Raw genomic sequence first — 23,112 nt, forward strand, 5'->3', positions numbered from 1 at the left:
TCGCGGCGGCGCGGCGTCACTTCTTCCAGGGCCGGGAGATGACGCAGGCGTTGATGCCGCCCACGCCCATGGACAGCTTGCCCGCGCAGCCAGCGGGCGCCGCGACGGCCTCGTCGAACACGAAGCGGCCGTGGACGCGGGAAATCTGCTGGTTGAGCTCCTTGGGCTTCAGCGGCGTGGGGAACACCTGCCCGCGCCCGTAGCCCAGGTACTGCGCCGTCAGCTCCCAGCCGCCGCCCGCGGACATGCCGTGGCCGAACGTGCCCTTGCGCGCGGTGATGAGCACCGACGCGGGCAGCACGTCCCGCAGGTTCTGCACCTCCAGGTAGTCACCCGGGGTGGCGGTGGCGTGCAAGTCCCAGCTCCCCACGTCGTCGGCCGAGCAGCCCGCGGCGGCCAGCGCCTCGCGGATGGCCAGGGTGGGGCCTTCCTTGGACGGGGTGATGATGTGGTCCGCGTCCGCGGTGACGCCCACGGAGACGGGCTCCATGCCCAGCGGCTTGAAGCCCTTGGACGTGAAGTAGTCGTAGTCGCCCAGCACCCAGACCACCGCGCCTCCCGCGATGTGCGTGCCGCGCAGCGCGGTGAGGGGCTTGGAGATGGCGGCGTCGGCGGAGATGACGCGGGCGTTGTAGAAGCCGCCCACGACGAGCGGGTTGGGCGCCGCGTCCGTCATGCCCATGACCACGGCCTTCGCCTCGCCCAGCTGGAGCGAGTTCATGGCCAGCTTCAGGCCATAGCCGAAGGACGAGCACGCGGCGACGGGAGCGAACGTCATGCCGGTGATTTGACCCAGCATCGAAATCTGCGAGGCGGGCGTGTTGTGGATGTTCCACAGCACGTTGGAGGAAACGGCGTTCCAGGGCGGCTCCGGCGCGCTCCACTTCTTCTGCAGCCGGGCGTTGCGGGTGCGCTTCTCCTTGATGACGGCCAGCTTCGCGGACTCCACGTCGGCGCCGTCCGGCACGCCAATGGCCTCGATGTCGCGCAGCTCCGCCAGGTACTCGCGCAGCTCCGTGGACTGGGCCGTCCAGAAGTGCCACCACGCGTCCTCGGCCTCGTCGCGGATGCCTTCTTCCACCGACGACGGCTCCGGCGGCAGGCCCGCCAAAGGCTCGCGCGTCTCCAGCCACTTGCGCATCACCGCGTTGCGCTCCGGCGCGGACCAGAAGCGGTCCCACCGGCGCTGGGCGCGGTACAAGTCCAACGAGATGGACTGGATGGTGGGCAGGTCGCCCAGGCCCGTGCCCACGTAGACGTGCGCGCGGGGCCCCAGGGCCTGCAGCTCCTGCTCCAGGCCGGGGTTCTGCGACAGCGACTGGATGAACGCGCCGATGGCGAACTGCGTCGGCTGCCCCATCTTCCGCTCCAGCTGCGAGAAGCGGTTGGCCGGGAAGCGCTCGTCAATCCAGGGCTTGTAGTCGGCCAGCTCGAACTCCGGCGTGCCGACGAGGAAGTTGTCCGGCCCGAAGCCGTTGAAAGGGGACAGCCAGCTTTCGGAGGACGTGAGGTTCCTCTCGAACGCCTCGATGTTCCTGGACCGGGGGGCGACGACGCCCCAGCCGAAGATGCCAACTCTGCGCACGGTGTGACTTTCCTTGGCCGCTACTCAGGGGGCGAGCGGCTCGATCTTCAGATTGTCGAAGTGGACCCGGCTCTTCCAGCCGGAGAAGCCGAAGTACTGATTGCGCGTCCCTTCCAGGGGCGAGGGGTCCTGGAGGGTGAGGAACGGCTGCCCGTCCAGCTCCCAGGAGAGGGTGCCTGCGCGTCGGGTCAGCTTGAAGTGGTGGCGCTTGCCGGGCACCACGGAGGCCCCGTCGCGCGTCACCCGGTCCGGCGTGTGCTCGCTGCGTCGGGCGATGGCCGACTGCGTGTTGCGCCAGCCGCCGAAGATGAACACGTAGCCCGTCGCCGTGTACTGCAGGCGCAGGTCTCCGGCGTAGAAGGAGCGACCGTCACCCCACGCCTCGATCTTGATGTCGCCGTCCGGGCTGTCCGTCCACGCGTCGAACTCAATCGTCGCGTCGCGGGGGATGGGCCGCTTGAGCCACACGGGGCGGTTGTGGACCATCTCCACCACCAGCGCGCCGTCCACCAGCTTCGTGGCGGAGGGGTTGGTGACGTTCCACGCCTCTCCCAGCGTGTCGCGGTTGAAGTCGTCCGCGTACGGGCCGGGAGGAATCACGGGCGCGGGGGGTGCGACGCGGGCGGGCAGCCGGTCCGGCGAGTCCACGCGCAGGTTGTCGTAGAAAATCTGCGACTCGAAGCCGGACAGGCCCAGCCGGTCATGGCCCTTGCCCTTGAGGGGACGGGGGTCGTCGAACTCCAGGAAGGCTTCTCCGTCGATGCTCCAGCGGAGGAGCGTGCCTCGGCGCTCGATGCGCCAGTGGTACGTGCGGCCGGCCTGCACCGGCGTGCCGCGCGCTTCCACGCGGACGCGGGTGTCGTCCTTGAACACGGAGGCGATGTCCGCGGCGTCCGTCTTCGCGCCGTCGTCCGCCTTGTCACCCTGGGCCCCGGCCTTGCGCGCCGCGCGGCGCTTGAGCGCGTCGATGTTGGGCGCGCCCATGTCCAGCCGGGCCAGCACGGACATCGAGTTGTTGAACCCGCCCTGCACCAGGACGTACCCGGAGCTGGGGTCCACGCCGTTGCCGAAGACCTCCACCCGGATGTCACCCTCGGGCAGCTCCGAGCGCACGTCGAACTCGATGGCCACGTCGTCCGGCAGCGGCGCCTGGAGCCACAGCGGGTTGTTCTTCACGCCCGGTGCCAGGAGCTCGCCCTGAATCACCCGCCAGTAGCCACCCACGGAGAAGAAGTCCCGCTTCACCACGCCCGGGTCCGCGAAGTCCTGGGTGTAGGGCACTGTCGCCGTCACATCCGCGTCTCCGCGGAACAGGGCGTAGTGGATGAGGGGAAACTGGATGACGAGGACCAGCGCGGCGAGCACGGCCCAGCCCCGGCGCGACATCCCTTCCGGCTTCACCCACGCGGTGCTCGCGGTGGGCTCCTGCCGGGGGGCGGGCTCCGAGGGGGACTCCTGCTTCTTCTCCGACTCCTTGCGCCTGACCTGGCCCATCAATCCTTCGGGGGTTTTCCGGGGGGAAAGGCGGCGGAATGTACGCGCCACGACGCTGGAGGTAAAGCGCGGCCGGCGCCCGTCGGAGGTCGGCTACTTGACCCCCCAACGTTTCTCGAGCGCCCGCTGCTCCGCCTGCCGCAGCTTGGCGCGCTCCTTTTCCCCGCGTTGTTTGTCGGCTTCTTCAGGGGAGGGGCGCATGGCGAGCTGGTACACGGCGCCGGCCACGGCGAACAGGCCGGCGGCGATGATGACGCCCCAGGGCCTGCTGGCCACGGCGGCCACCAGCCCGCCGAACTGGTGCAGCGCCGCCAGCGCGCCGATGACGAGCACCCAGCCGCCCACCGCGGAGGCCACCAGGGCGCTGACCACCCGGTGTAGCAGCGCGCCGACGAGCCCGCCGATGATGAACCCCGGCGCGAAGCCGAGCAGGAAGTCCTGCGGCCCGGCGATCTGCCCGGCCAACAGGCCCAGCGGCACGCCCAGGCCCACGAAGGTGATGGCGGGCGGGAAGAGGAAGCCCAGCGCCAGGAGCACGGCCGCGACGATGGAGGGCGCCCGCGGGTCCAGGTCCGGCAGGCCCAGCTTCGCGGTGACGGCGCCCGTCCACACCAGCCCCAGGAGCGCGCCGATGGGCCCGGCCAGCACCCGGAACACCCGGGGGCCTCCGCCCACCAGCAGCAGCGTCACCCCGGCGACACAGCAAACGATGCCCGCCCACATGGGGAGCAGGCGGTAGATGCCGACCCAGCCCGACGGGTTGAGCTCCTGATAGGCCTTGAGGGCCTGGAGGAGGCCTTCCATGGCTCCAACTCCTTGCATTGCGGCGCACCCGACGTTTGCCCCCAGGGGGCACGAGGGCGCCGACGATGTAGCTTAAGCGTAGCGGGTCAAGGCCAATAGCAGCAGGACGACGAAGACGGCGGCGGCGAGCAGGGCGAAGCCAAAGAGGGCCTTGGGGGTGGAGGTGCGGCGCAGCAGTTCCTCCGCCTCGGCCCGGTCCTCGGGGGTGGGACTGCCCGCCAGCAGACGCTCGGCCTCGCGTCGCGCGCCGGCGACGTCGCCTGCCTCCTTGCGAGCCCAGGCCGCCCGGACCTCGGGAGAGCCGGGCTGCTCGGGCGTCTGTCCGCCTTTTGCCATGGGCCCGCTCTATACCGGGGAATGCGAGTACCCGTCGACGGTATATAGATGCGCTCTATGTCCGTGCGGCGTCTGACCCGTCGAAACCTCCTGCTCGGCTCCGCCGCGCTCGCTCCGTTGCTGGCGGGGCGTGCGCACGCGTTCGGCGAGAAGAACCGCTTCATCCCCGCGGTGGCGAAGCACGGCGGTCGCTGGGATGCGCGGCTGTCCGGCCTGCGGCGAATCGCGTGGGAACTCCAGCGCCGCACGTCCGTGGAGGTGGTGCCGGACGCGCGCCCCTTCGCGCTGAGCAGTCCGGACCTCTTCGAGTACCCCTTCCTCTACTTCGGCGGTGACGGGGCCTTCCCTCCACTCAACGAGGCGGAGGTCTCCAACCTGCGGCGCTACCTGACGTACGGCGGCTTCATGCTGGCGGACGCCAACGACGGCAGCGACGGGGACGGCTTCGACGCCAGCTTCCGTCGGGAGATGGCGCGGGTGCTGCCGCAGAACCCGCTCGCGGAGGTGCCCTCGGGGCACGTGGTGTTCAAGTCCTTCTTCCTGCTGGACGTGGCGCCGGGCCGGCTGCTCAACAAGCCGCAGATGATGGCGGCCAGCCTGGGCAAGCGCGCGGCGGTGCTCTACTCGCAGAACGACGTGGCCGGGGCGTGGAGCCGCAACGAGTCCGGGGACTACGAGTTCGACGTGAGCCCCGGCGGCGAGCCGCAGCGGGAGCTGGCGGTGAGGCTGGGCATCAACGTCTGCATGTACGCCCTCTGCCTGGACTACAAGGACGACGCCGTCCACCTGCAGCTCATCCTCAACAAGCGGCGCTGAAGCACCGGCCCTACGCCAAGAGCCTGGATGAATTCCCCCACCTTCAACGCCTGGAAGCTCGTCAGCCTCTCTCCCCTGCCTTCGTGGGCGCTGGTGTTCCTCGCGCTCGGGTTGCTCCTGGGAGTCGCGCTGGCCGCCTGGGGCGTGCGCCGCGAGCCCTCGCGTGGACGTCGCGTCCTCTTGTGGGCGCTGCGCGTGGGCGCGGGCGTGGCCGCGCTCTTCTTCCTGCTGGAGCCCGGCATCCGGCACTTGCAGGTGGCGCGGATGAAGAACCGCGTCGCGGTGCTGGTGGACCGCTCCGCGTCCATGGGTTTCCCCTCGGAGCCCGGAGGTCCCACGCGCGCCGCGGAGGTGGCCACCTTCCTGGAGAAGGCCTCGCCGGCGCTCGCGGGACTCCAGGACCGCTTCACGGTGGAGATGTACGGGTTCGACCCGGAGCTGGCGCCGGTGACGCCCGCGTCGCTGGCCAAGGAGCCGCCTCGCGCGGGCACCACGGACCTGCTGGCCGCGCTGCGTGCGGCGGCGGGCGCGGGGCAGGGCGCGCGCAAGCTGTCCGGCGTGCTGCTGTTCAGCGACGGCGCGGACAACACGGAGTTGAAGTCAGGCGTGGTGGGCCGGGCTCGCGCGGCGCTGGCGGACCTGGGCGTGCCGGTCTCCACCTTCACCGTGGGCCAGGAGGCGCTGAAGGACTTGTCGATTGAAGGCCTGAAGGTGGATGACTTCGCCTTCGTGCGCAACTCGCTCACCGTGGAGGCGGAGATTCACGGCCGCGGCTTCCGGGGCCGGGAGATTCCCATTGTCCTCAGCCAGGAGGGCAAGACGGTGGCGACCAAGACGGTGCGCCTGGAAACCAACGACGACGTGAAGCCGGTGTCCTTCACCTTCACGCCGGACCAGACGGGGCGCTTCGTCTACACGGTGACGGTGCCCACCTTCCCGGACGAGGCGGTGACGGAGAACAACAGCCGCTCCTTCACGCTGAAGGTCATCCGGGACCGCGTGCGCGTGCTGCTGGTGGTGGGCCGCCCGTCCTGGGACGAGCGCTACCTGCGCGGCCTGTTGAAGCAGGACGCCAATGTGGACCTCATCTCGTTCTACATCCTGCGCACGCTGTCGGACGACCCGGGCGTGGCGAACGAGCGCGAGCTGTCCCTCATCCCGTTCCCCATGGAGGAGATTTTCGACACGAAGCTGGACACCTTCGACGTCGTCATCTTCCAGAACTTCGGGCACGCGGACCCGACGCTCTCCATCGCCGAGTACGAGCGCAACCTGGAGCGCTACATCCACAACGGCGGCGCCTTCGTGATGATTGGCGGCGACAGTGTGCTGGGCGAGGGCCGCGCCACCATGCCCACGCTGATGGAAGCCTTGCCCGTGGCCGCCGCGGGCCCCGCCAACGTGGAGCCCTTCACCGCGCGCCTGACGCCGGAGGGCCTGCGCCACCCGGTGACGGCCATTGGCACGGGCGCGTCCAGCACCGAGGCCGCGTGGGGAGAGCTGCCGCCGATTCCGGGCGCCAACCTGACGTACGCGCGCCCTGGCGCCACCGTGTTGCTGGAGCATCCGCATCTCACCGCGAATGGGAAGAACGCGCCGCTTGTCGCCGTCTGGGACTATGGCCGGGGCCGGGCGCTCGTCATGGCCACGGATGCGTCGTGGTACTGGGCCTTCGCGGCGCACCGGGATGGCTCGCCCAGCCGCGCGTATGACCGCTTCTGGGGCAACGCGCTGCGGTGGCTGGTGAGGGACCCGGACCTGACGACGCTGAAGGTGACAGCGGACCCGCCGTCGGTGGAGCCGGGGCGTCCGGTGGCCGTGGTGGTGCAGGCGCGCAGCTCCGACTACCAGCCCGCGCAGGACGCGCAGGTGCGCGTGGAACTGTTCTCGGTGGCGACGCAGAAGCCGGTGGCGGTGCAGACGGGCGCCACGGGGCCGGACGGCGTGGTGCGGCTGGAGTTCGCGCCGCCGGAGCCGGGGCCGTACAAGCTGCTCGCGACGGCGAAGAAGGGCGAGACGGACCTGGGCAAGGGCGAGGACGCGGTGGCGGTGCGCGCCGTGGGGCCGGAGCTGTCGGACGCCTCCGTGCGGCCGGAGTTGATGGAGCAGATCGCCAAGGTGACGGGTGGCAAGGCGTACAAGCTGCCGCAGGACGGGCTGCCGGACATGCCGCTGTTGGACCCTCCCGTGGTGGAGGTGGGGCGCGCGAAGGACCAGCCGCTGTGGGACCGCTGGTACTACCTCGTCGCGCTCATCGGGCTGCTCGGCGCGGAGTGGTTCGCGCGGCGCCGCTTTGGTTACGTCTAGGGGGCGCTGGGGCGCGTCCACGAGGTGGGGTAGACAGGGGCTTTCCGACCCGCACCCCATCTCGGAGTCCTCGTGCGTCACGTCCTCGCGCTCCTGCTCGTCTTCCTTCCGCTGTCCCCGACGTTCGCCCAGTCGCTGCCCCCGGACCTGGACGCCACGATTCAGAAGGCGATGAAGACCTTCGACGTGCCGGGCGTGGCCCTGGCCGTGGTGAAGGACGGCAAGGTGGTGCTGTCCAAGGGCTATGGCGTGCGCAGGCTGGGTGACGCTGCGCCGGTGACGGCGGACACGCTGTTCGGCATCGCCTCCAACAGCAAGGCCTTCACGGCGGCGGCGCTGGCGATGCTCGTCGACGAAGGCAAGCTCCAGTGGGACGACCGCGTCGTCGACCACCTGCCGTCGTTCCAGATGTTCGACCCGTACGTCACCCGCGAGCTGACGGTGCGGGATTTGCTCGTCCACCGCAGCGGGCTGGGGCTCGGCGCGGGAGACCTGCTGTACTTCCCGCAGTCCACCTTCACGGAGGACGAGATTGTCTCCAAGCTGCGGCACATCCGCCCGGCGACGAGTTTTCGCAGCCGCTACAACTACGACAACATCCTCTACCTCGTGGCCGGCAAGGTCATCGAGAAGGTGAGCGGCCGGCACTGGCGGGACTTCGTGCGCGAGCGCATCTTCACGCCGGTGGGCATGCGTGACAGCAGCACGCTGTCGAAGGCGCTGCGCGTGGGCAGCAACGTCGCGACGCCGCACGCGAAGGCGGATGGCGTGCTCAAGACCATCCCCGCCATGGGCTTCGACAACAACGCGCCCGCGGCGGCCATCAACTCCAGCGTCAACGACTTGTCGAAGTGGATGCTGACGCAGCTGGCCCGGGGGGTGATTCCCGGCACCGAGGGCAAGAAGCGGCTGTTCAGCGAGGGCCAGTCCCGCGAGATGTGGGCCGCGCAGACGGTGATGACCGTCACCGAGCCCTCCAAGCCCCTGGCGGCGCTGCGCGCGAACTTCGCCGCGTATGGACTGGGTTGGTCGCTGCGGGATTACCGGGGCTACAAGCTGGTGGGCCACGGCGGCGCGCTGCCGGGCTACTACTCACGGGTGATGCTGGTGCCGGAGCTGGGGCTGGGCATCGCCGTGCTGACGAACCAGGAGGAGCGCGGCACGATTGAGGTCCCGGTGTGGACGGTGCTGGATGCGTTCATGGGCGCGCCCGCGACGGACTGGGTCGCCGCGTTCAAGGCGGATGACGACGCGAAGAAGGCGAAGGCGGAGGGACAGGTCGCCAGCCTGAAGGAGGGCAGGAAGACCGAGAGCAAGCCGTCGCTGCCACTCGAGGCCTACGCCGGGAAGTTCCGCGACGCGTGGTACGGCGACGTGACGCTGACGCGTGAGGCGCAGAAGCTGGTGCTGCGCTTCAGCAGGACGCCCGGCCTCGTCGGCGAGCTGGAGCACTGGCAATACGACACCTTCGTCGCGCGCTGGAAGGACCGCTCGCTCAACGCCGATGCCTTCGTGTCCTTCTCGCTGAAGCCGGATGGCACGGTGGGCGAGATGCGGATGCAGCCTGTCTCGCCGCTCACCGACTTCAGCTTCGACTTCCAGGACCTGCTCTTCACGCCCGTGAAGGAGGCCCCGAGCGCCGTCGCGCTGCCGGTGCACTGAGGTCGGGAGCCGCCCGCCTGGCCGAGATGCCAGGCGGGGCCTCCTCGCGGACGACGCGTTACGGCTGCTGCTTCTCCACCACGCCGCACGCGATGCGGCCGCCGGCGTCACCCGTCGGGTCCGTCTGGTAGTCGTCTTCCTTGGTGTGGACGACGACCGCGGAGCCGTCCTTGTCGAACAGCGACTTCACGGTGAGCCCGTTCTGGGAGAACGTGTCGAACTGCACCTTGCCGTCCTGGCCCACGTGGAGGTTGGGCAGGTCGCCCACGTGCTTGCCCTTCGGCGACATCATCCCGTGCGCCTTCTTCGTCGGGTTGAAGTGGCCGCCCGCCGTCTTGAAGTCCGGCGCCTCGCACTTGCCCGTCTCGTGGATGTGGAAGGCATGCTGACCCGGAGGCAGGTCATGCAGCGTGCCCTTGATGACCACGCCCTGCTTGGTTTGCTCGAAGGTGACCTCACCCACGTCCTTGCCCTGCGCGTCCTTCACCGGCGCCTTCGCCGTCTCACCCGGCGGAATCACCTTCTTCGCGGGTGCGGGAGCGGGAGTCTCCTGCGCGGGCGCGGCGGGCGGCGGGGCCGCGGGGGCCTGGGCCAGCACGGGAGCAGCGGCGGTGAGAACGGTGGCGGTGAGCAGCGCGCGAATCTTCATGAAGTAGGTCCTTCCTTCAGAGGGGAAATCAGCTCGGCGAAGGTGGACACTAGCGGTTGTTTCCGCACCCCGCTGGGAAACCGTGCGGGCGGGCAGACGCCCCGCCACGCACAGGCTCACTCCTGGCCCGGAGGCGGCACCAGCAACGGCACCGGCACCACGCGCGACGCCCCGAAGGCCGGAGCCCAGACGCGCTGCACGTCGGGTCCATTGAGGAAGCGCACGATGGCCTGGAAGGCGGGCAGGGGACCGCCCAACGTCTCCGCCCACTCCAGCCCCCTGGGCGACAGGTTGGGCACCAGGGGACCCAGCTCCTCCGCGGATGTGGAAGAGCGGGTGACGCGCAGCCCCTCGTCCCTCAGTCGCTTGGGGACGTACAGGGGCGCGAACCGCGCGTGCCGGTGGTCATGGACGCAGCCCTCTTCCTCCAGCAGCGCGGCGGACAGGGGCAGCTCGCGCACGTTGAAGAGGAGCTTCACCGCGCCCACGTGAGGGTCATACGGGCCGCGCAGCCGGTGGTCTCCCCGGGGAATCAGGCGCCGGTCCAGGTAGCAGAACGCGCGAGTCTCCGGCGGCAGCGTGCCCCGGTGCCGGGCCCCTCCGTACCGGTAGAAGGGCCGCAGGTGCTTCGCGTCCACCTCCAGCGGCGTGCCCACCTTGAGAGCGCGCAGCTTCGGCAGCAGCTCCTCCGACAGCCCATGCACCCGCGCGAACTCCGGCAACTCCTCCAGGGGCGACGCGGCGAAGGCGCGGATGCGCGCCAGCAGGCGCTCCGGGTCCGCGTCCACCAGCAGTTCGTCGAAGCGCGTCTTCACCCCGGGCAGGCTCACCGGCACCAACGTGGTGAGGGCCTCGCCTTCCGCGCTCCACCGTGCATCCAAGGCGCTGGCCTCCGGCGTGGTAGGTGCCAGGCGCCACTCGGGCGCCTCCGGCGTGAAGTGCTGCCATTCGCCACGGCGCTCGAAGCGCGGCGGGTCCACGTGGCCCGGAAGCGAGGACCACACGGTGATGCACGTGCGCACCTGCGTGCCGGCGAAGGCACCAGGGCCCAGGTCCACCACCTCGCGCAGCGTGAGCATGCGCAGCAGCGACTGGCGCAGCGGCGCGTAGAGGAAGGCGTCCAGCAAGCTCGCCGGGGTGATGAAGGCGAGCACGCCGGGCCGCGTGGAGAGCCGGTGCGCGGCCACCAGGAGGAAGAAGGCGAAGTCGTCCCGCAGGCTGGTGCCCGGTGGGAGCGCCAGGGGGAGCAGGGCGCGCAGCTTCGCGTAGGCGGTCGGGTCCTTCAGGACGGGCGAGGTGCCGTTGTAGGGCGGGTTGCCCACCCACAGCTCGCGATGCTCCGGAGGCGTCGTCGCGAGCATGGGCTCCATCCCACCTCGCAGCGTGTCGCCTTCGCGCACGTCGGCTTCCGGGACCCGGGCCTGACAGAGTCTGGCCACGGCGGGGTCCAACTCCAGCCCGCACAGCCGGGCTCCAGGCCAGAGCTTCGAGGCCGCCGACAAGAAGGCTCCTGCCCCACAGGCGGGGTCCACCACCGTGAGGGGTCCAGCTCCCAGGTGCGCCATCGCGAGCGATAGCGTGCGTTCCACCAGGGGCGCGGGCGTGAAGAACGCCCCCACCGCCTTGCGGTCCAGCCCGGGGAACTGGTGGACGAGCTTTTCTTCGTCGACGTCCAGCATCCTGTTCGCGGCGCGTGGCATCGAGGACTCATCCTAGCCAGCACTGACGCGGAGGGTGATCCATCCAAAGCTTTGCAAACGCACTCAAAGCCCACGATGTGATGTCCCAATCAATTCACATGCCCGGAAGTCTGAGATTCGCGGCCCCGCAATGCGTGACGCAAGCCCGCACCGCCCTCGCGGCGGGTTGTGCGCAAGTCGCCAGCCTACCCAGGTTGCCTCGACATTCCGCGAAACACGCCCATTCCCACCAGCATCGCCCCGACGAAGAGCAGCACCGTCATGCCTCCCACCGGGAGCGACACGAGGGCGGGGCCGGGGCAATAGCCTGACAAGCCCCACCCGATGCCAAAGAGCGCCGAGCCCGCGACGAGGCGGCCGTCCACGTCGGCTCGCGGCGGAGCAGGGAAGCGGTCCGCGAGCACGGGCCGCGCCCGTCGGAGGATGAGCCTGCGGAGCAGCGCGTAGGTGCCCAGCGCACCGGCCATGACGAAGGCGAGGCTCGGATTCCAGCTCCCCGCCACATCGAGGAAACCCACCACCTTCGCCGGGTCCGTCATTCCGCCCAGCCCCAGCCCCAGCGCGAAGAGCAGCCCCGCCAGTCCCGCCGTGAGCGCGGCCTTCACGAAACACCTCCCAGTACATGTCGGGAGATGAAGACGGCGATGGCGCCCGTCGCCATGAACGTCAGGGTGGCCACGAGTGAGCGCTTGGAGCCTCGGGCGAGGCCACAGACGCCGTGGCCGCTGGTGCAGCCGCCGCCCAGCTGGGTGCCGAAGCCCACCAGGAGCCCGGCGACGAGCGTCGCGCCCACGCTGGTGAGAACCGGGGGACCGAGCGACTCCGGGCGGAAGGTCGCCAGCAGCACGCCCCCCACCGCGAGCCCGCCGAGGAAGGACGCGCGCCAGCCCCGGTCGGCCGGCGCGGCGGACAGGAGTCCTCCGGTGATTCCGCTGATGCCCGCGATGCGGCCGTTGAAGAGCAGGAGGAGGGCCGCGCTGAGTCCGATGAGGACGCCCCCCAGGAGGGGAAGGAGGACCGTATTCATGGTGAGTGCACCTGACGAGAAGAGAGAAGTCCGAGGAGCGAGGGTGACACGCCACGTCCTGTCGGTGAGAGTCGCGTGGGCGGAAAAAGGATTCAGGGCCCGGTGTTGTTCGTGTCGGATGCGGTGGGCCACGCTCGTGGCGCGCGAGGGCCCGGCCGCTCATCACCCCTGGACAAGAGGGAGCAGGCGCGTGGCTGTTTCGAGCAGGGCAACGAAGCGCATCCGGAGCGACGCGACGCTCGTCGCGGCGGCGCGCGAGGGAGACCGGGAGGCGCTGGAGGCGCTGCTCGCCCGGTACGCCTCGCCGGTGTACCGCTTCGGGCTGCGGCTGTGCGGCTCCGAGGAGGAGGCCCGCGACGTGCTTCAAGAGACGCTGATGACCGCCTTTCGCGGCCTCCATGCGTTCCGGGAGCAGGCGCGCCTGTCCACGTGGCTCTTCCAGGTGGCCCGCTCCCACTGCTCGCGGGAGCGGCGGCGGGAGGCGCGGGGCGGGGAGCGACTTCCCTTCGACGCCGAGGCCGTGAGGGCCGTGCCCTCCCTGGAGCGTGCTCCCGACGAAGTGGCCCACGCGCGGAAGATGGGGGCGATGCTCCGGGACGCGCTCGCGGCACTGTCAGCGTCGGACCGTGAGGCGCTGCTCCTCCGGGACGTGGAGGGCCTGTCGGCCGAGGAGGCCGCGCGGCTGACGGGCATCGACGTGCGCGCCCACAAGAGCCGGCTTCACCGCGCGCGCATGCGGCTGCGGGAGCGACTGGCGCGAGGAGACGGGGACTCCTGAAGAGGGGCGGGACCCAGGCTCCTTGGAGGCCCAGGCCCCACCCCCGCCCTCCTCCCCAGGAGCAATGACGGAGGAGGGCTACTCGGTGGCGTTTACGCCTTGCTGGGCGTGGGAGGCGGTGTCGCCTTGGAGGTCGCCGCGGCCACCTTCGCCGCGACGGGCACGGGGGGCTGGACGGCGCCCATGTGCATCCGGTGCTTCACCTCCGCGAAGCGCTCGCTGGACTCGCGCTCCGGGAACAACAGCGACACGAGGACTCCCACGACGAAAGCCAACGGCATGGTGATGATGCCTGGGTTCTTCAGCGGAAACAGCGCGCTCGTGTTCTTCAGCAGGTCCACTTGTACGGTGGGCGACAGGAAGATGAGCAGCACCGCGCTGAACGAGCCCGTCAGCATGCTGGACACCGCTCCATACGTGGTGAACTTCTTCCACGCCATGGACAGGAGCAGTGCGGGGAAGTTGGCGCTCGCGGCGATGGCGAACGCCAGGCCCACCATGAAGGCCACGTTCTGTCCCTTGAAGGCCACGCCCAGCACCACGGCCAGCACGCCGAGGAAGAGGCTGGCGAGCCGCGCCACCTTGAGTTGCTCGTGCTCGGGCGCCTCGCCCTTGCGCACCACGCTGGACCACAAGTCATGGGACAGCGCCGCCGCTCCGGACAGCGTCAGGCCGGCCACCACCGCGAGGATGGTGGCGAAGGCCACCGCGGAGATGAAGCCCAGGAAGCCCGTGCCGCCGACGACTTCCGCCAGCATGGGCGCCGCCATGTTGCCGCCCTTGTCCACGCTGGTAATCGCCTGCCGGCCCACCAGCACCGACGCGCCGAAGCCGAGGATGAACGTCACCAGGTAGAAGTAGCCGATGAGGCCCGTGGCGTAGAACACGCTGCTGCGCGCCGCCTTCGCGTTGGGCACCGTGTAGAAGCGCATCAGGATGTGCGGCAGGCCCGCCGTGCCGAACATCAGCGCCAGCCCCAGTGAAATCGTCTCCAGCGGGTTGCTCACCAGCGCGCCCGGCGCCAGCGTCTGCGCGCCGTACTGCGTGGCCGCCTCGTTGAAGAGCGCCAGCGGGTTGAAGCCGAACTTGTACAGCACCGCTCCGGCCAGCGCGGACGCGCCCGCGAGCAGCAGCACGGCCTTCACGATTTGCACCCACGTGGTGGCAATCATTCCGCCGAAGAGCACGTAGAGAATCATCACCGCGCCGACGATGACGACGGCGACCTCGTAGGACAGGCCGAAGAGCAGGTGGATGAGGTTGCCGGCGCCCACCATCTGCGCAATCAGATAGAAGCTCACCACGGTGAGCGTGCCCAGCGCGGCGGCCAGTCGCACCGGCGTCTGCTTGAGGCGATACGCCACCACGTCCGCGAAGGTGTACTTGCCCAGGTTGCGCAGCGGCTCGGCGATGAGGAACGTCACCACCGGCCAGCCCACCAGCCAGCCCACCGAGTAGATGAGCCCGTCGAAGCCGGACATGGCGACGAGGCCGGCGATGCCCAGGAAGCTGGCGGCGCTCATGTAGTCGCCCGCGAGGGCGAAGCCGTTCTGCAGGGCGCTCACCCCGCCGCCGGCCGCGAAGAACTCCGAGGTCGTCTTCGTCTTGCGCGCCGCCCAGTACGTGATTCCCAGGGTGACACCGACGAAGAGGAGGAAGAAGAAGATGGCCGTGCTGTTGGGCTGGCCCAGCTGCGTGCCCGGTGTCGATGTGGGGTTCATTCGAGGCTCGCTCTCAGCGACGCAGTTGGCTCAGGGCTCGGTCGTACTTGCCGTTCGCCCAGATCATGTAGATGCCCGTCAGCGCCCAGGCGGTGACGATGACGACGGCGCCCAGGAGGATTCCCACCGACAGGCCGGGGGCTATCTGGTGGCCCATCAGCGGCTTGTTGAAGGCCACCAGCAGGATGAAGCCGAAGTACGCCACCAGCGTGGCCACCGTCAGGACGGCGGCCACCCGCCAGCGCGACGCGGCGAGTGCTTCCAGGGCGTCTTCTTGGGATTTCGAGGACATTTCTTGCCTCCAGTGTGACGTCGGAAGACCGAGGGGGAATCAGGGCTTCGCCCGCACGGGCGTGCCCTTGGTGAGCAGTTCATCCAGCACGGCGGGGTCGGCCAGGGTGCTGGCGTCACCCAGGTTCTCCGTCTCGCCGGACGCAATCTTGCGCAGCATGCGGCGCAGAATCTTGCCGGAGCGCGTCTTGGGCAGACCATTGACCACGACCACACGGTCCGGCGTGGCGATGGGGCCAATGACGTGGCGCACCTGTTCCTTGAGCGCGCCCACCATCTGCTCCGTGGACGTCTCCAGCCAGTCCGGCTTCACCGTGACGAAGGCGCACACGCCCGTGCCCTTGATGTCATGAGGGAAACCCACCACGGCGGCCTCGGCCACGGCTTCGTGCGCGACGAGCGCGCTCTCCACCTCCGCGGTGCCCAGGCGGTGACCGGAGACGTTGAGGACGTCATCCACGCGGCCCGTAATCCAGTAGTAGCCGTCCTCGTCGCGGCGGCAGCCATCACCGGTGAAGTACAGGTTGGGGAAGCGCGAGTAGTACGTCTCCACGAAACGCTGGTGGTGGCCATACAGCGTGCGCGCCTGCCCGGGCCAGGAGCGCGCCAGACACAGGTTGCCGCTGACGCCGTTGCCCTCGATGACTCGGCCCTCATCGTCGAGCAGCACCGGCTCAACGCCGAAGAAGGGCAGGGTGGCGGAGCCCGGCTTGCACGGCGTCGCGCCCGGCAGTGGGGAGATGAGGATGCCGCCCGTCTCCGTCTGCCACCACGTGTCGATGATGGGGTTGCGGCCCTCGCCCACCACGTCGTGGTACCAGCGCCAGACCTCCGGGTTGATGGGCTCGCCCACGCTGCCCAACAGGCGCAGCGACTTGCGCGAGGACTTCTTCACCCACGCGTCGCCCTCCCGGATGAGCGCGCGCAACGCGGTGGGCGCGGTGTAGATGACGGTGGCCTTCACGTCGTCCACCACCTGCCACAGCCGGCCCGCGTCGGGGTACGTCGGCGTGGACTCGAACAGGACGGTGGTGGTGCCGTTGATGAGCGGGCCGTAGAGCAGGTAGCTGTGGCCCGTCACCCAGCCCAGGTCCGCCGTACAGAAGTGCACGTCGTCCGGCCGCGCGTCGAAGACGTAGTGGTGCGTGGTCGCCGCATACACGAGATAGCCGCCCGTGGTGTGCAGCACGCCCTTGGGCTTCCCGGTGGAGCCGGAGGTGTAGAGGATGAAGAGCGGGTCCTCCGCGTCCATCCACTCGGCGGGACAGACGCCGCGGTGGCGCGCCATCTCCACGTCCAGCCAGAAGTCGCGCCCCTCGGACATGGGCACTTCGCGCGACGTGCGCCGCACCACGAGCACGGACGTCACCTGGGTGAGGCCCTCCACCGCTTCGTCAGCGATGGCCTTGGTGGGCACGCCCTTGGGCCCGCGTGGACCCTCGTTCGCGGTGACGAGCACCCTGGCGCCGCAGTCGAGGATGCGCTCGCGCAGCGACTCCGAGGAGAAGCCCGCGAACACCACCGAGTGCACCGCGCCGAGCCGCGCGCACGCGAGCATGGTGTACGCCAGCTCCGGAATCATCGGCAGGTAGATGCAGACGCGGTCGCCCTTGCGGACGCCGTGGGCCTTGAGCACGTTGGCCACGCGGCCGACGTGGTGCTGGAGCTCCCGGAAGGTGATGGTCTGGTATTCGCCCGGCTCGTTCTTCGCCCAGATGATGGCGGCCTTGCCGGGGCGCTCCCTCGCGTGGCGGTCCACGCAGTTGTAGGCGGCATTGAGCTTGCCGCCGCTGAACCAGGAGAAGTCCACCTGCTCCGCGTCCACCTCGCGGATGGCCTCCGGGGGATGGAACCAGGTGAGCCGCTGGGCCTGCTCACCCCAGAAGGCGTCGGGCTCATTCAGGCTCTTTTGATAGAGGTCGCGGTAGTCCTCAAGCGTCTTCACGTGGGCGTGACGGGAGAAGTGCTCCTTGGGCGAGACGAACGAATCCTTCGCGGCAGTCATCGGAGGTGACCTCGGGGAGAGCAGGGGCGTCAGTAGAAGAACTGGAGCTGCGCGGTGCCTGTGATGCCGGTGTCCGCCTCGGAGATGTCGCCCAGGCGGGAGATGGCGACCTCCGTCTTCAGGTTGAAGGTGTGCTTCTGGAACCAGAGGTTGAAGCCGGGCCTCAGGACGAATGCGTCCTGCGCCACGACGCGCGAGTTGAAGTACTCGACGGACACCAGCGGCTCCACGTGGCCGATGCGATAGCCGAGCTCGGACAGGAAGCCCGTGCCGCTCTGCGGGCTGTCCATCCCCTGGCGGTAGGTGTACACGCCCGTCTGGAATACGAGCTCCTGGTCATTGCCCATGGGCCAGTCCAGGAACACGTCCGCAGAGAAGGCCACCGAGTCGTGCACGCCGCTGGCCGTCGCGACGGCGGAGGGCTGATAGTCCGCGCCCGCGCCCACGGAGAGGTGGGGCTTCTCGGTGAAGTAGATGCCCTGGAAGAAGAGGTCCTCCTCGCGGGTGAGGAAGTTCCACCGCACCATCGCCACGCCTCGGGGGATGTCATCCGGGTTGATGGCGGGCGCGTCCTCCCGGACGGTGCCCTCCGCGCCGTTGAGGATGGCGGCTCGGAAGCCGAGCGGACCCACGAAGCCGCGCAGCTGCACGCCCATGTCGCGCCAGATTTTTCCGACGCCCGGCGTGAAGCGGATGAGGTTGGAGTGGAAGTCGACGGTGTTGAGCGCGATGGCGCCCTGGAGGTTGTGGCGCGACAGCGGGGCGATGAGGAACCCCACGTCCACCCAGAGCTTGTCGACGAACTCGTAGGAGGCGAAGGCATCCTGGACGAAGAAGTCGACGTTGTAGTTGCCGTCCTTGCCGAAGTTGGGCTGGTCCGTCTCCATGAAGAAGGACAGCCGCTTCGTGACGTTGCCGAAGACGAGCAGCCGCACGCGGCGCAGGAAGAAGTCGGTGCCCACGTGTCCGACGGGCGCCCCGTCCTTGATGAACTGGGCCTGGGGCTGCAGCAACAGGTTGATGTTGAGGTTCGCCTCGTCGTTGATGGTGATCTTCCCGGCGACCGCGGAGCCCAGGGGCAGCAGGGCGACCGCGAGCGTCAGCAGCAGCGGCAACGGACGCGTGGGGGGGAGGGGCATGCCCGTCGCCCAGAGCAACACTCCGGCCAATTGCCGCCGCGCGAAGATTCAAGACCTTGCAGGTTGGCTCGCCGCGTCAGGATGTTACGGAAGGTGACGTGGGCGTTACCTCGGTAACGATTCGTGCAATGCGTCGTAACGAAGCGCGCGCGACGGAAGACGTTGGCCGGTGACAACGCGCCTGCCCTGAGGGCGGTGCGTCATGCGCGAGTGCGCGGGAGGCCGAGTTTCTGGCGCTTTTCCCACAGCGCCTTGCGGCTGATGCCCAACCGCTTCGCCAGCTCCGTCTCGCCCATGTGCTCCTGGTGCTCGAGTACGAAGCGTCGGAAGTACTCCTCCATGGAGCCGCCCGCCTCCTCGGCTTCTGGCTCGACGGGCGCGGGTGCGTCGGTGGTGGGAGGACGCGCCTCGCCGCCGGGCAGCTCCAGCGCGAGCAGGTCGGGGGTGATGACGGGGCTGTCCGCGAGGATGACCGCGCGCTCCAGGGCGTTCTCCAGCTCGCGCACGTTGCCGGGCCAGGGATGGACGGTCAGCGCCAGCAGGGCTTCCGGTGACAGCGTGGCGGGAGCGCGGCCGAGCTTCCGGCAGGCCTTCTCCAGCAGGTACTTCGCCAGCACGGGCAGGTCCTCGCCGCGCTCGCGCAGGGGCGGAGTGCGGATCTCCACCACGCGCAGCCGGAAGTAGAGGTCCTGCCGGAAGACGCCCTCTTGCACGCGACGCGGCAAGTCCCGGTGCGTGGCGGCGACGATGCGCACGTCCACCTTGCGAGGCCGCGTGGAGCCCACGCGCCGCACCTCGCCGTCCTGGAGCATGCGCAGGAGCCGGGCCTGCGCGGCCGCGGGCAGTTCGCCCACTTCGTCCAGGAAGAGGGTGCCGCCGTGCGAGGCTGCCACGAGCCCCGCGTGCGCGGTGAGCGCGCCGGTGAAGGCGCCCTTCTCGTGGCCGAACAGCTCGCTCTCCAGCAGGCCCTCTGGAATCGCCGCGCAGTTCACCGACACCAGCGGTCCGTCCGCGCGAGGGCTCTGCGCATGGAGAGCGCGGGCCACCAGCTCCTTGCCCGTGCCGGACTCGCCGAGCACCAGCACGGTGGCGGGGGAGGGCGCGACCTTGCGGATGCGCTCGAACACGTCGCGCATCGCGGGGCTGCTCCCCACCATTCCGCTCACGGGATAGGCCTGCTCCACCTCGCGCTTGAGCGCGGCGTTCTGTCGGGTGAGCTTCCCCTCGCGCAGCACGCGCTCGACCTGGAGCAGCAGCTCGTCGTGGTCGAAGGGCTTGGCGATGTAGTCCACGGCGCCCAGCTTCATCGCGTCCACGGCGGACTTCACCGTGGCGTAGCTCGTCATGATGAGCACGGGGACGCCCGGACACAGGGCGATGACGTCCGTGCCCGGCGCGCCCGGCAGGCGCAGGTCCGACAGCACCAGGTCGAAGGAGTCGAGCGCGTAGTCGCTCGCGGCTTCCTGCACCGCGCCCGCTTCCGACACGTCGTGTCCCGCGCGCACGAGCAACCGCCGCAGCTCCGTACGGATGATGGGCTCGTCCTCGATGACCAGGATGCGACTCATGCGGTGGCTCCCGGACCTGGACGCGAGCTCGACTCCACGCCGCGCGCGTCGGGCAGGCTCACCGTCACGGTAGTCCCTCCACCCGTCCGACTGTCCACCTGAATGGTGCCGCCGTGCTCCCGGACGATGCCCGCCACCAGCGCGAGCCCAAGGCCCGTGCCCTCGCCTGGCTGCTTCGTGGTGAAGAAGGGTTCGAAGACCCGCTGCGAGAGTTCAGAGGGGATGCCGTGCCCCCGGTCCAGCACGCGCAGATGGATGCGTCCGTTCGCGGACTCCGCTTCCAGCTCCACGCTCGCGCCTTCTGGGGATGCGTCCACGGCGTTGGTCAGGAGGTTCACGAGCACCTGCTCCAGGCGCTGCGAGTCGCCTTGGACGACGAGTCCTTCGGGGCTGTGGTGCTCGAAGCGCACGCCGCGAGACTTCGTCGACGCGCGCGCCAGTCGAGCGAGCTGCACGGCCTCTGTCAGCAAGGGGCCGACCTCCACGCGCGCGAACGGGCGAGCCTCCCCGCCCACCGTGCCCGCATGGCTGAAGCCCACCAGCGCGCGCACAATCGCGTCGATGCGGCGGCACTGCTGGAGGATGAGGAGGGTGCGTTCCTTCACCGCGTCCGCGTCATCCAGCTCGTACTTGAGGTTCTGCGTCAGGCTGGCGATGGCCGTCAGTGGATTGCCAATCTCGTGCGCCACGCCCGCCGCCACGCGCCCCAGTGAGGCCAACCGGTCCTGGTGCGCCAGTCGAGCATCCACGGCCTTGCGGGCCGTGAGGTCTTCCACGAGCAGCGCCATCCCCTCCGAGGCGCTGCCACCTTCCTCGTCAGGCGTGAGCCGTGAGCGGTGGAGGCGCAGCGTTCGCTCACCGTCGCCCACCGTGACGCGCGTCTCGGTGTCCGCCTCGGCGCCGGTCGCGAAGCCGGACAACAGCGGACCCCAGGGAGAGGGCAGGGCGGCCAGGGGATGACCGCGCGCCGCGTGCTCCTCCACGCCGGACAGTCGCTCCAGCGCCGCGTTCCAGATGACCACTTCTCTGTCCGGGCCCACCGCGCACACGCCGAGCGGCAGGTCTTCCAGGATGCGCCGCAGATAGCGCCGCACGGCCTCCACCGCGTGTACCGGGCCCTGCATGCCCCGGGCATCGCGCAGGCGTTCCTCCACGAAGCGGAGTTGCTCGGCCAGGGCCGCGCGTGTGCCGGGCCCCAGTCGGAGCGCTTCCTCCACCGTCAGGCGCGCCAGCACAGGGCCCAGGAGTCCGGACAGGTTTCGCTCCACGCCGTCGCGCAGGCGGCGAAGCTCCGCGGGGCGACGCTCGTCGGGGGACATTCCCAGGCCGGCCAGCGCGCGGTCGACCTCGGCTGATGCGGCCTCCGCGCCGAGCAGGGGCGCGAGTCGCTCGCGGAACTCACGGGGCGAGCCTGCCTCCACGCCGCCGGAGACGAGTCCCGGGGCTTCACGCGTACACGCTCGCGCCGCCTCGGCTTCCGATTCGGACTGTCGCGTGGCCAGCGACACGGCGACGAAGGCCAGCGTGTTGAGCGTCAGTGACGCGAAGGTGGAGAAGCCCCAGGGTTCGTCGCCAGGGAAGCCCAGCAGCACCGCCACGCGGTGGGTCCATGCGACCAGGCCTGGCGAGGCCCACAGCGGAACCACGAGCGTGAGCAGCCACATCGTGGCCCCAGCGCCCAGGCCCGTGAGCAGGCCCGCGCGAGTGGCCCGCTTCCAGAAGAGGAGACCCAGCACGCCCGGAGCGAACTGCGCCACGGCCACGAAGGACACGAGCCCCAGGTCCACGAGCCCGAGGCCGCGAGTGTCCAGCAGCCGGTAGAAGCCGTAGCCCGCGAGGATGATGAGCGCGATGAGCAGGCGGCGTGCCCACAGGAGCCAGCCGTACAGGTGGGGTTGTCCGCGCGCGTACCCCAGGGGCAGCACCAGGTGCGTGAGGCACATGGGGGCCAGGGCCAGCGTGGTGACGATGACCATGGCGCTGGACGCGGACACGCCGCCCAGGAAGGCCACCAGCGCCAGCCCCGTGGCGCCGCGCGAGGCGGGCACCGCGAGCAGGTGGAAGTCCGCGGGCCAGGGCAGGGCGAGCGCTTCACCGCTCCACAGCACCACGGGCACCGCCAGGTTCATCACCAGCAAGACGAGTGGGAAGGCCCACGTCGCGGTGGACAGGGCGTCGCGCTCCGGGGCCTCGGTGAAGGCGACGTGGTAGCTGCGCGGAGTGAGGAAGGCGGCCGCGCAGGAGAGCACCAACAGCGGAGCCCAGGACGCTTCACGGGCGGGACGGCGCAGTTGCTCCACCGCCTCCGGGTTTGCCTCCAGCCACTTCCACAGTCCGTCCACGCCGCCGAAGACGGACGACACGGCCCAGGCACCCACTGCCACGAGGGCCACCACCTTCACGGCGGACTCGAAGGCGATGGCCAGCATCAACCCTTCGTGTCGCTCGCGCGGGGTGAGGTGTCGCGCGCCGAAGAGGACGGAGAAGACGATGAGCACCGCGCAGAAGCCCATGCCGACGAGCGTGGGCGACGCCGAGGGACTCAGCACCTTCGCGGACTCGACGACAGCGCGCACCTGGAGCGCGAGGTAGGGGAGGCTGCCGGCCAGCATGAAGAGTGTCACCGCGGTGCCGGTGCTCTGGCCCGGGTAGCGGAAGGCGAGCAGGTCCGCCAGCGAGGTGAGCTGGAGTTCACGGGTGAGGCGCAGAAGCGGGCGCCACAGCACGGGCACGAGCAGACACGCCAGGGTGACGCCCAGGTAGATACCCAGGTAGCGGAAGCCGTGCCGGGCCGCGTAGCCCACGCTGCCGAAGTAGGACCACGACGTCGCGTAGACGCCGAGCGCGAGCGCGTAGACGAGTGGGTGTTGGGTGATGCGCGAGGAGATGAGGCCGCGCTCAGCCGCGTAGGCGACGAGGAACAGCACCAGCAGATAGGCAACGGATGCGGCGACGAGCGAGCCCAGCTCAAGCGTCATGGCCACCGCTCCGGTAGGCGGCCCAGGCTCCGAGGGCGATGACGCCCAGCCACACGATGAAGGGCATGTACCCGGGTGCGTCCTCCGCCAACCACAGCCGCCGCAGCGGCGAGCCAAAGAGCAGCACAGCGATGGTGAAGACGAGCAGCGACGGCATCGCGGGCGCGTCCTGCTCCGGGGGGCGCTTCATGGTGGTGAGGATAGCAGCGCGTCGACGGCTGGGTGACAATGGGGTGCCGTGCTTTCCACCCG

Annotated in this window: 19 protein-coding genes; 4 read left to right on the forward strand and 15 right to left on the reverse strand. The window is 69.8% G+C overall.

From position 1 onward, the window contains the following. Window positions 1–16: 16 nt before the first annotated feature. From HUA75_RS01670 to HUA75_RS01685, 4 genes are all read right to left on the reverse strand, one after another. Window positions 17–1,585: a beta-ketoacyl synthase N-terminal-like domain-containing protein gene (locus tag HUA75_RS01670; RefSeq protein WP_141640717.1), complete on the reverse strand. Its 1,569-nt coding sequence runs from the start codon at window positions 1,583–1,585 to the stop codon at window positions 17–19. Window positions 1,586–1,609: 24 nt separating this feature from the next. Continuing rightward, a complete protein-coding gene (locus tag HUA75_RS01675) occupies window positions 1,610–3,079 on the reverse strand; it encodes a hypothetical protein (protein ID WP_174485367.1) in 1,470 nt (489 codons plus the stop codon). A 93-nt stretch (window positions 3,080–3,172) separates the two neighbouring features. Beyond that, on the reverse strand, window positions 3,173–3,883 hold the full coding sequence (locus tag HUA75_RS01680; protein ID WP_141640715.1) for a hypothetical protein: 711 nt from the start codon (window positions 3,881–3,883) through the stop codon (window positions 3,173–3,175). Between the two features lie 72 nt (window positions 3,884–3,955). Then, window positions 3,956–4,219, reverse strand: a complete 264-nt coding sequence (locus HUA75_RS01685) for a molecular chaperone DnaJ (protein ID WP_174452941.1) — start codon at window positions 4,217–4,219, stop codon at window positions 3,956–3,958. Window positions 4,220–4,276: 57 nt separating this feature from the next. Here HUA75_RS01685 and HUA75_RS01690 point away from each other — a divergent pair, with 57 nt between their 5' ends. The 3 genes from HUA75_RS01690 (at window position 4,277) to HUA75_RS01700 (ending at window position 9,004) form a co-directional block, all read left to right on the forward strand. Then, entirely contained in the window at window positions 4,277–5,035 is a 759-nt protein-coding gene (locus tag HUA75_RS01690) for a DUF4159 domain-containing protein (protein ID WP_174485368.1), read from the forward strand. Window positions 5,036–5,062: 27 nt separating this feature from the next. After that, window positions 5,063–7,342 carry a glutamine amidotransferase gene (locus HUA75_RS01695; protein WP_141640712.1) on the forward strand — a complete coding sequence of 760 codons (2,280 nt, stop codon included), beginning with the start codon at window positions 5,063–5,065 and terminating at the stop codon, window positions 7,340–7,342. A 72-nt stretch (window positions 7,343–7,414) separates the two neighbouring features. Next, complete coding sequence (locus HUA75_RS01700) at window positions 7,415–9,004, forward strand: serine hydrolase (RefSeq protein ID WP_174485369.1); 1,590 nt, start codon at window positions 7,415–7,417, stop codon at window positions 9,002–9,004. A 58-nt stretch (window positions 9,005–9,062) separates the two neighbouring features. Here HUA75_RS01700 and HUA75_RS01705 read toward each other — a convergent pair whose 3' ends face one another. From HUA75_RS01705 to HUA75_RS01720, 4 genes are all read right to left on the reverse strand, one after another. Then, a complete protein-coding gene (locus HUA75_RS01705) occupies window positions 9,063–9,653 on the reverse strand; it encodes a superoxide dismutase family protein (protein ID WP_174452942.1) in 591 nt (196 codons plus the stop codon). Between the two features lie 116 nt (window positions 9,654–9,769). Then, on the reverse strand, window positions 9,770–11,353 hold the full coding sequence (locus HUA75_RS01710) for a class I SAM-dependent DNA methyltransferase (protein WP_141640709.1): 1,584 nt from the start codon (window positions 11,351–11,353) through the stop codon (window positions 9,770–9,772). A gap of 185 nt (window positions 11,354–11,538) precedes the next feature. After that, the gene (locus tag HUA75_RS01715) at window positions 11,539–11,958 is read right to left on the reverse strand and encodes a DUF6691 family protein (protein WP_174485370.1); all 420 of its coding nucleotides are present in this window, start codon (window positions 11,956–11,958) and stop codon (window positions 11,539–11,541) included. Continuing rightward, window positions 11,955–12,512 (reverse strand): YeeE/YedE family protein, encoded by a 558-nt coding sequence (locus HUA75_RS01720; protein ID WP_371746033.1) that lies wholly within the window; start codon window positions 12,510–12,512, stop codon window positions 11,955–11,957. The genes HUA75_RS01715 and HUA75_RS01720 overlap by 4 nt, the downstream gene beginning before the upstream one ends. 58 nt (window positions 12,513–12,570) lie before the next feature. On the opposite strand from HUA75_RS01720, the gene HUA75_RS01725 reads away from it, so the two are divergent. After that, the gene (locus HUA75_RS01725; protein ID WP_371746034.1) at window positions 12,571–13,158 is read left to right on the forward strand and encodes an RNA polymerase sigma factor; all 588 of its coding nucleotides are present in this window, start codon (window positions 12,571–12,573) and stop codon (window positions 13,156–13,158) included. 92 nt (window positions 13,159–13,250) lie between these two features. Here the strand turns inward: HUA75_RS01725 and HUA75_RS01730 are convergent, their stop codons facing one another. The 7 genes from HUA75_RS01730 to HUA75_RS01760 form a co-directional block, all read right to left on the reverse strand. Then, entirely contained in the window at window positions 13,251–14,879 is a 1,629-nt protein-coding gene (locus tag HUA75_RS01730) for a sodium/solute symporter (protein ID WP_141640706.1), read from the reverse strand. Window positions 14,880–14,892: 13 nt separating this feature from the next. After that, on the reverse strand, window positions 14,893–15,171 hold the full coding sequence (locus HUA75_RS01735) for a DUF485 domain-containing protein (protein ID WP_141640705.1): 279 nt from the start codon (window positions 15,169–15,171) through the stop codon (window positions 14,893–14,895). A gap of 39 nt (window positions 15,172–15,210) precedes the next feature. After that, the gene (gene acs, locus HUA75_RS01740; RefSeq protein WP_174475768.1) at window positions 15,211–17,175 is read right to left on the reverse strand and encodes an acetate--CoA ligase; all 1,965 of its coding nucleotides are present in this window, start codon (window positions 17,173–17,175) and stop codon (window positions 15,211–15,213) included. A 29-nt stretch (window positions 17,176–17,204) separates the two neighbouring features. Beyond that, window positions 17,205–18,314 (reverse strand): hypothetical protein, encoded by a 1,110-nt coding sequence (locus HUA75_RS01745; RefSeq protein WP_174452948.1) that lies wholly within the window; start codon window positions 18,312–18,314, stop codon window positions 17,205–17,207. 200 nt (window positions 18,315–18,514) lie between these two features. Continuing rightward, the gene (locus HUA75_RS01750) at window positions 18,515–19,882 is read right to left on the reverse strand and encodes a sigma-54 dependent transcriptional regulator (RefSeq protein ID WP_174485372.1); all 1,368 of its coding nucleotides are present in this window, start codon (window positions 19,880–19,882) and stop codon (window positions 18,515–18,517) included. Next, window positions 19,879–22,860: an ATP-binding protein gene (locus HUA75_RS01755; protein WP_174485373.1), complete on the reverse strand. Its 2,982-nt coding sequence runs from the start codon at window positions 22,858–22,860 to the stop codon at window positions 19,879–19,881. Before HUA75_RS01755 ends, HUA75_RS01750 begins: the two co-directional genes overlap by 4 nt. Next, on the reverse strand, window positions 22,850–23,050 hold the full coding sequence (locus HUA75_RS01760; protein ID WP_174452950.1) for a hypothetical protein: 201 nt from the start codon (window positions 23,048–23,050) through the stop codon (window positions 22,850–22,852). Before HUA75_RS01760 ends, HUA75_RS01755 begins: the two co-directional genes overlap by 11 nt. Window positions 23,051–23,112 lie beyond the last annotated feature (62 nt).

Origin of the sequence: Myxococcus sp. CA040A (genome assembly GCF_013336725.1) — a bacterium.
Lineage (GTDB): Bacteria > Myxococcota > Myxococcia > Myxococcales > Myxococcaceae > Myxococcus > Myxococcus llanfairpwllgwyngyllgogerychwyrndrobwllllantysiliogogogochensis.

Coding starts and splice junctions, on each gene's coding strand:
- HUA75_RS01675 (WP_174485367.1), bottom strand. CDS start 3,079: ATGGGCCAGGTCAGGCGCAAGGAGTCGGAGAAGAAGCAGGAGTCCCCC.
- HUA75_RS01680 (WP_141640715.1), bottom strand. CDS start 3,883: ATGGAAGGCCTCCTCCAGGCCCTCAAGGCCTATCAGGAGCTCAACCCG.
- HUA75_RS01685 (WP_174452941.1), bottom strand. CDS start 4,219: ATGGCAAAAGGCGGACAGACGCCCGAGCAGCCCGGCTCTCCCGAGGTC.
- HUA75_RS01690 (WP_174485368.1), top strand. CDS start 4,277: ATGTCCGTGCGGCGTCTGACCCGTCGAAACCTCCTGCTCGGCTCCGCC.
- HUA75_RS01695 (WP_141640712.1), top strand. CDS start 5,063: ATGAATTCCCCCACCTTCAACGCCTGGAAGCTCGTCAGCCTCTCTCCC.
- HUA75_RS01705 (WP_174452942.1), bottom strand. CDS start 9,653: ATGAAGATTCGCGCGCTGCTCACCGCCACCGTTCTCACCGCCGCTGCT.
- HUA75_RS01710 (WP_141640709.1), bottom strand. CDS start 11,353: ATGCCACGCGCCGCGAACAGGATGCTGGACGTCGACGAAGAAAAGCTC.
- HUA75_RS01730 (WP_141640706.1), bottom strand. CDS start 14,879: ATGAACCCCACATCGACACCGGGCACGCAGCTGGGCCAGCCCAACAGC.
- HUA75_RS01735 (WP_141640705.1), bottom strand. CDS start 15,171: ATGTCCTCGAAATCCCAAGAAGACGCCCTGGAAGCACTCGCCGCGTCG.
- acs (WP_174475768.1), bottom strand. CDS start 17,175: ATGACTGCCGCGAAGGATTCGTTCGTCTCGCCCAAGGAGCACTTCTCC.
- HUA75_RS01745 (WP_174452948.1), bottom strand. CDS start 18,314: ATGCCCCTCCCCCCCACGCGTCCGTTGCCGCTGCTGCTGACGCTCGCG.
- HUA75_RS01750 (WP_174485372.1), bottom strand. CDS start 19,882: ATGAGTCGCATCCTGGTCATCGAGGACGAGCCCATCATCCGTACGGAG.
- HUA75_RS01755 (WP_174485373.1), bottom strand. CDS start 22,860: ATGACGCTTGAGCTGGGCTCGCTCGTCGCCGCATCCGTTGCCTATCTG.
- HUA75_RS01760 (WP_174452950.1), bottom strand. CDS start 23,050: ATGAAGCGCCCCCCGGAGCAGGACGCGCCCGCGATGCCGTCGCTGCTC.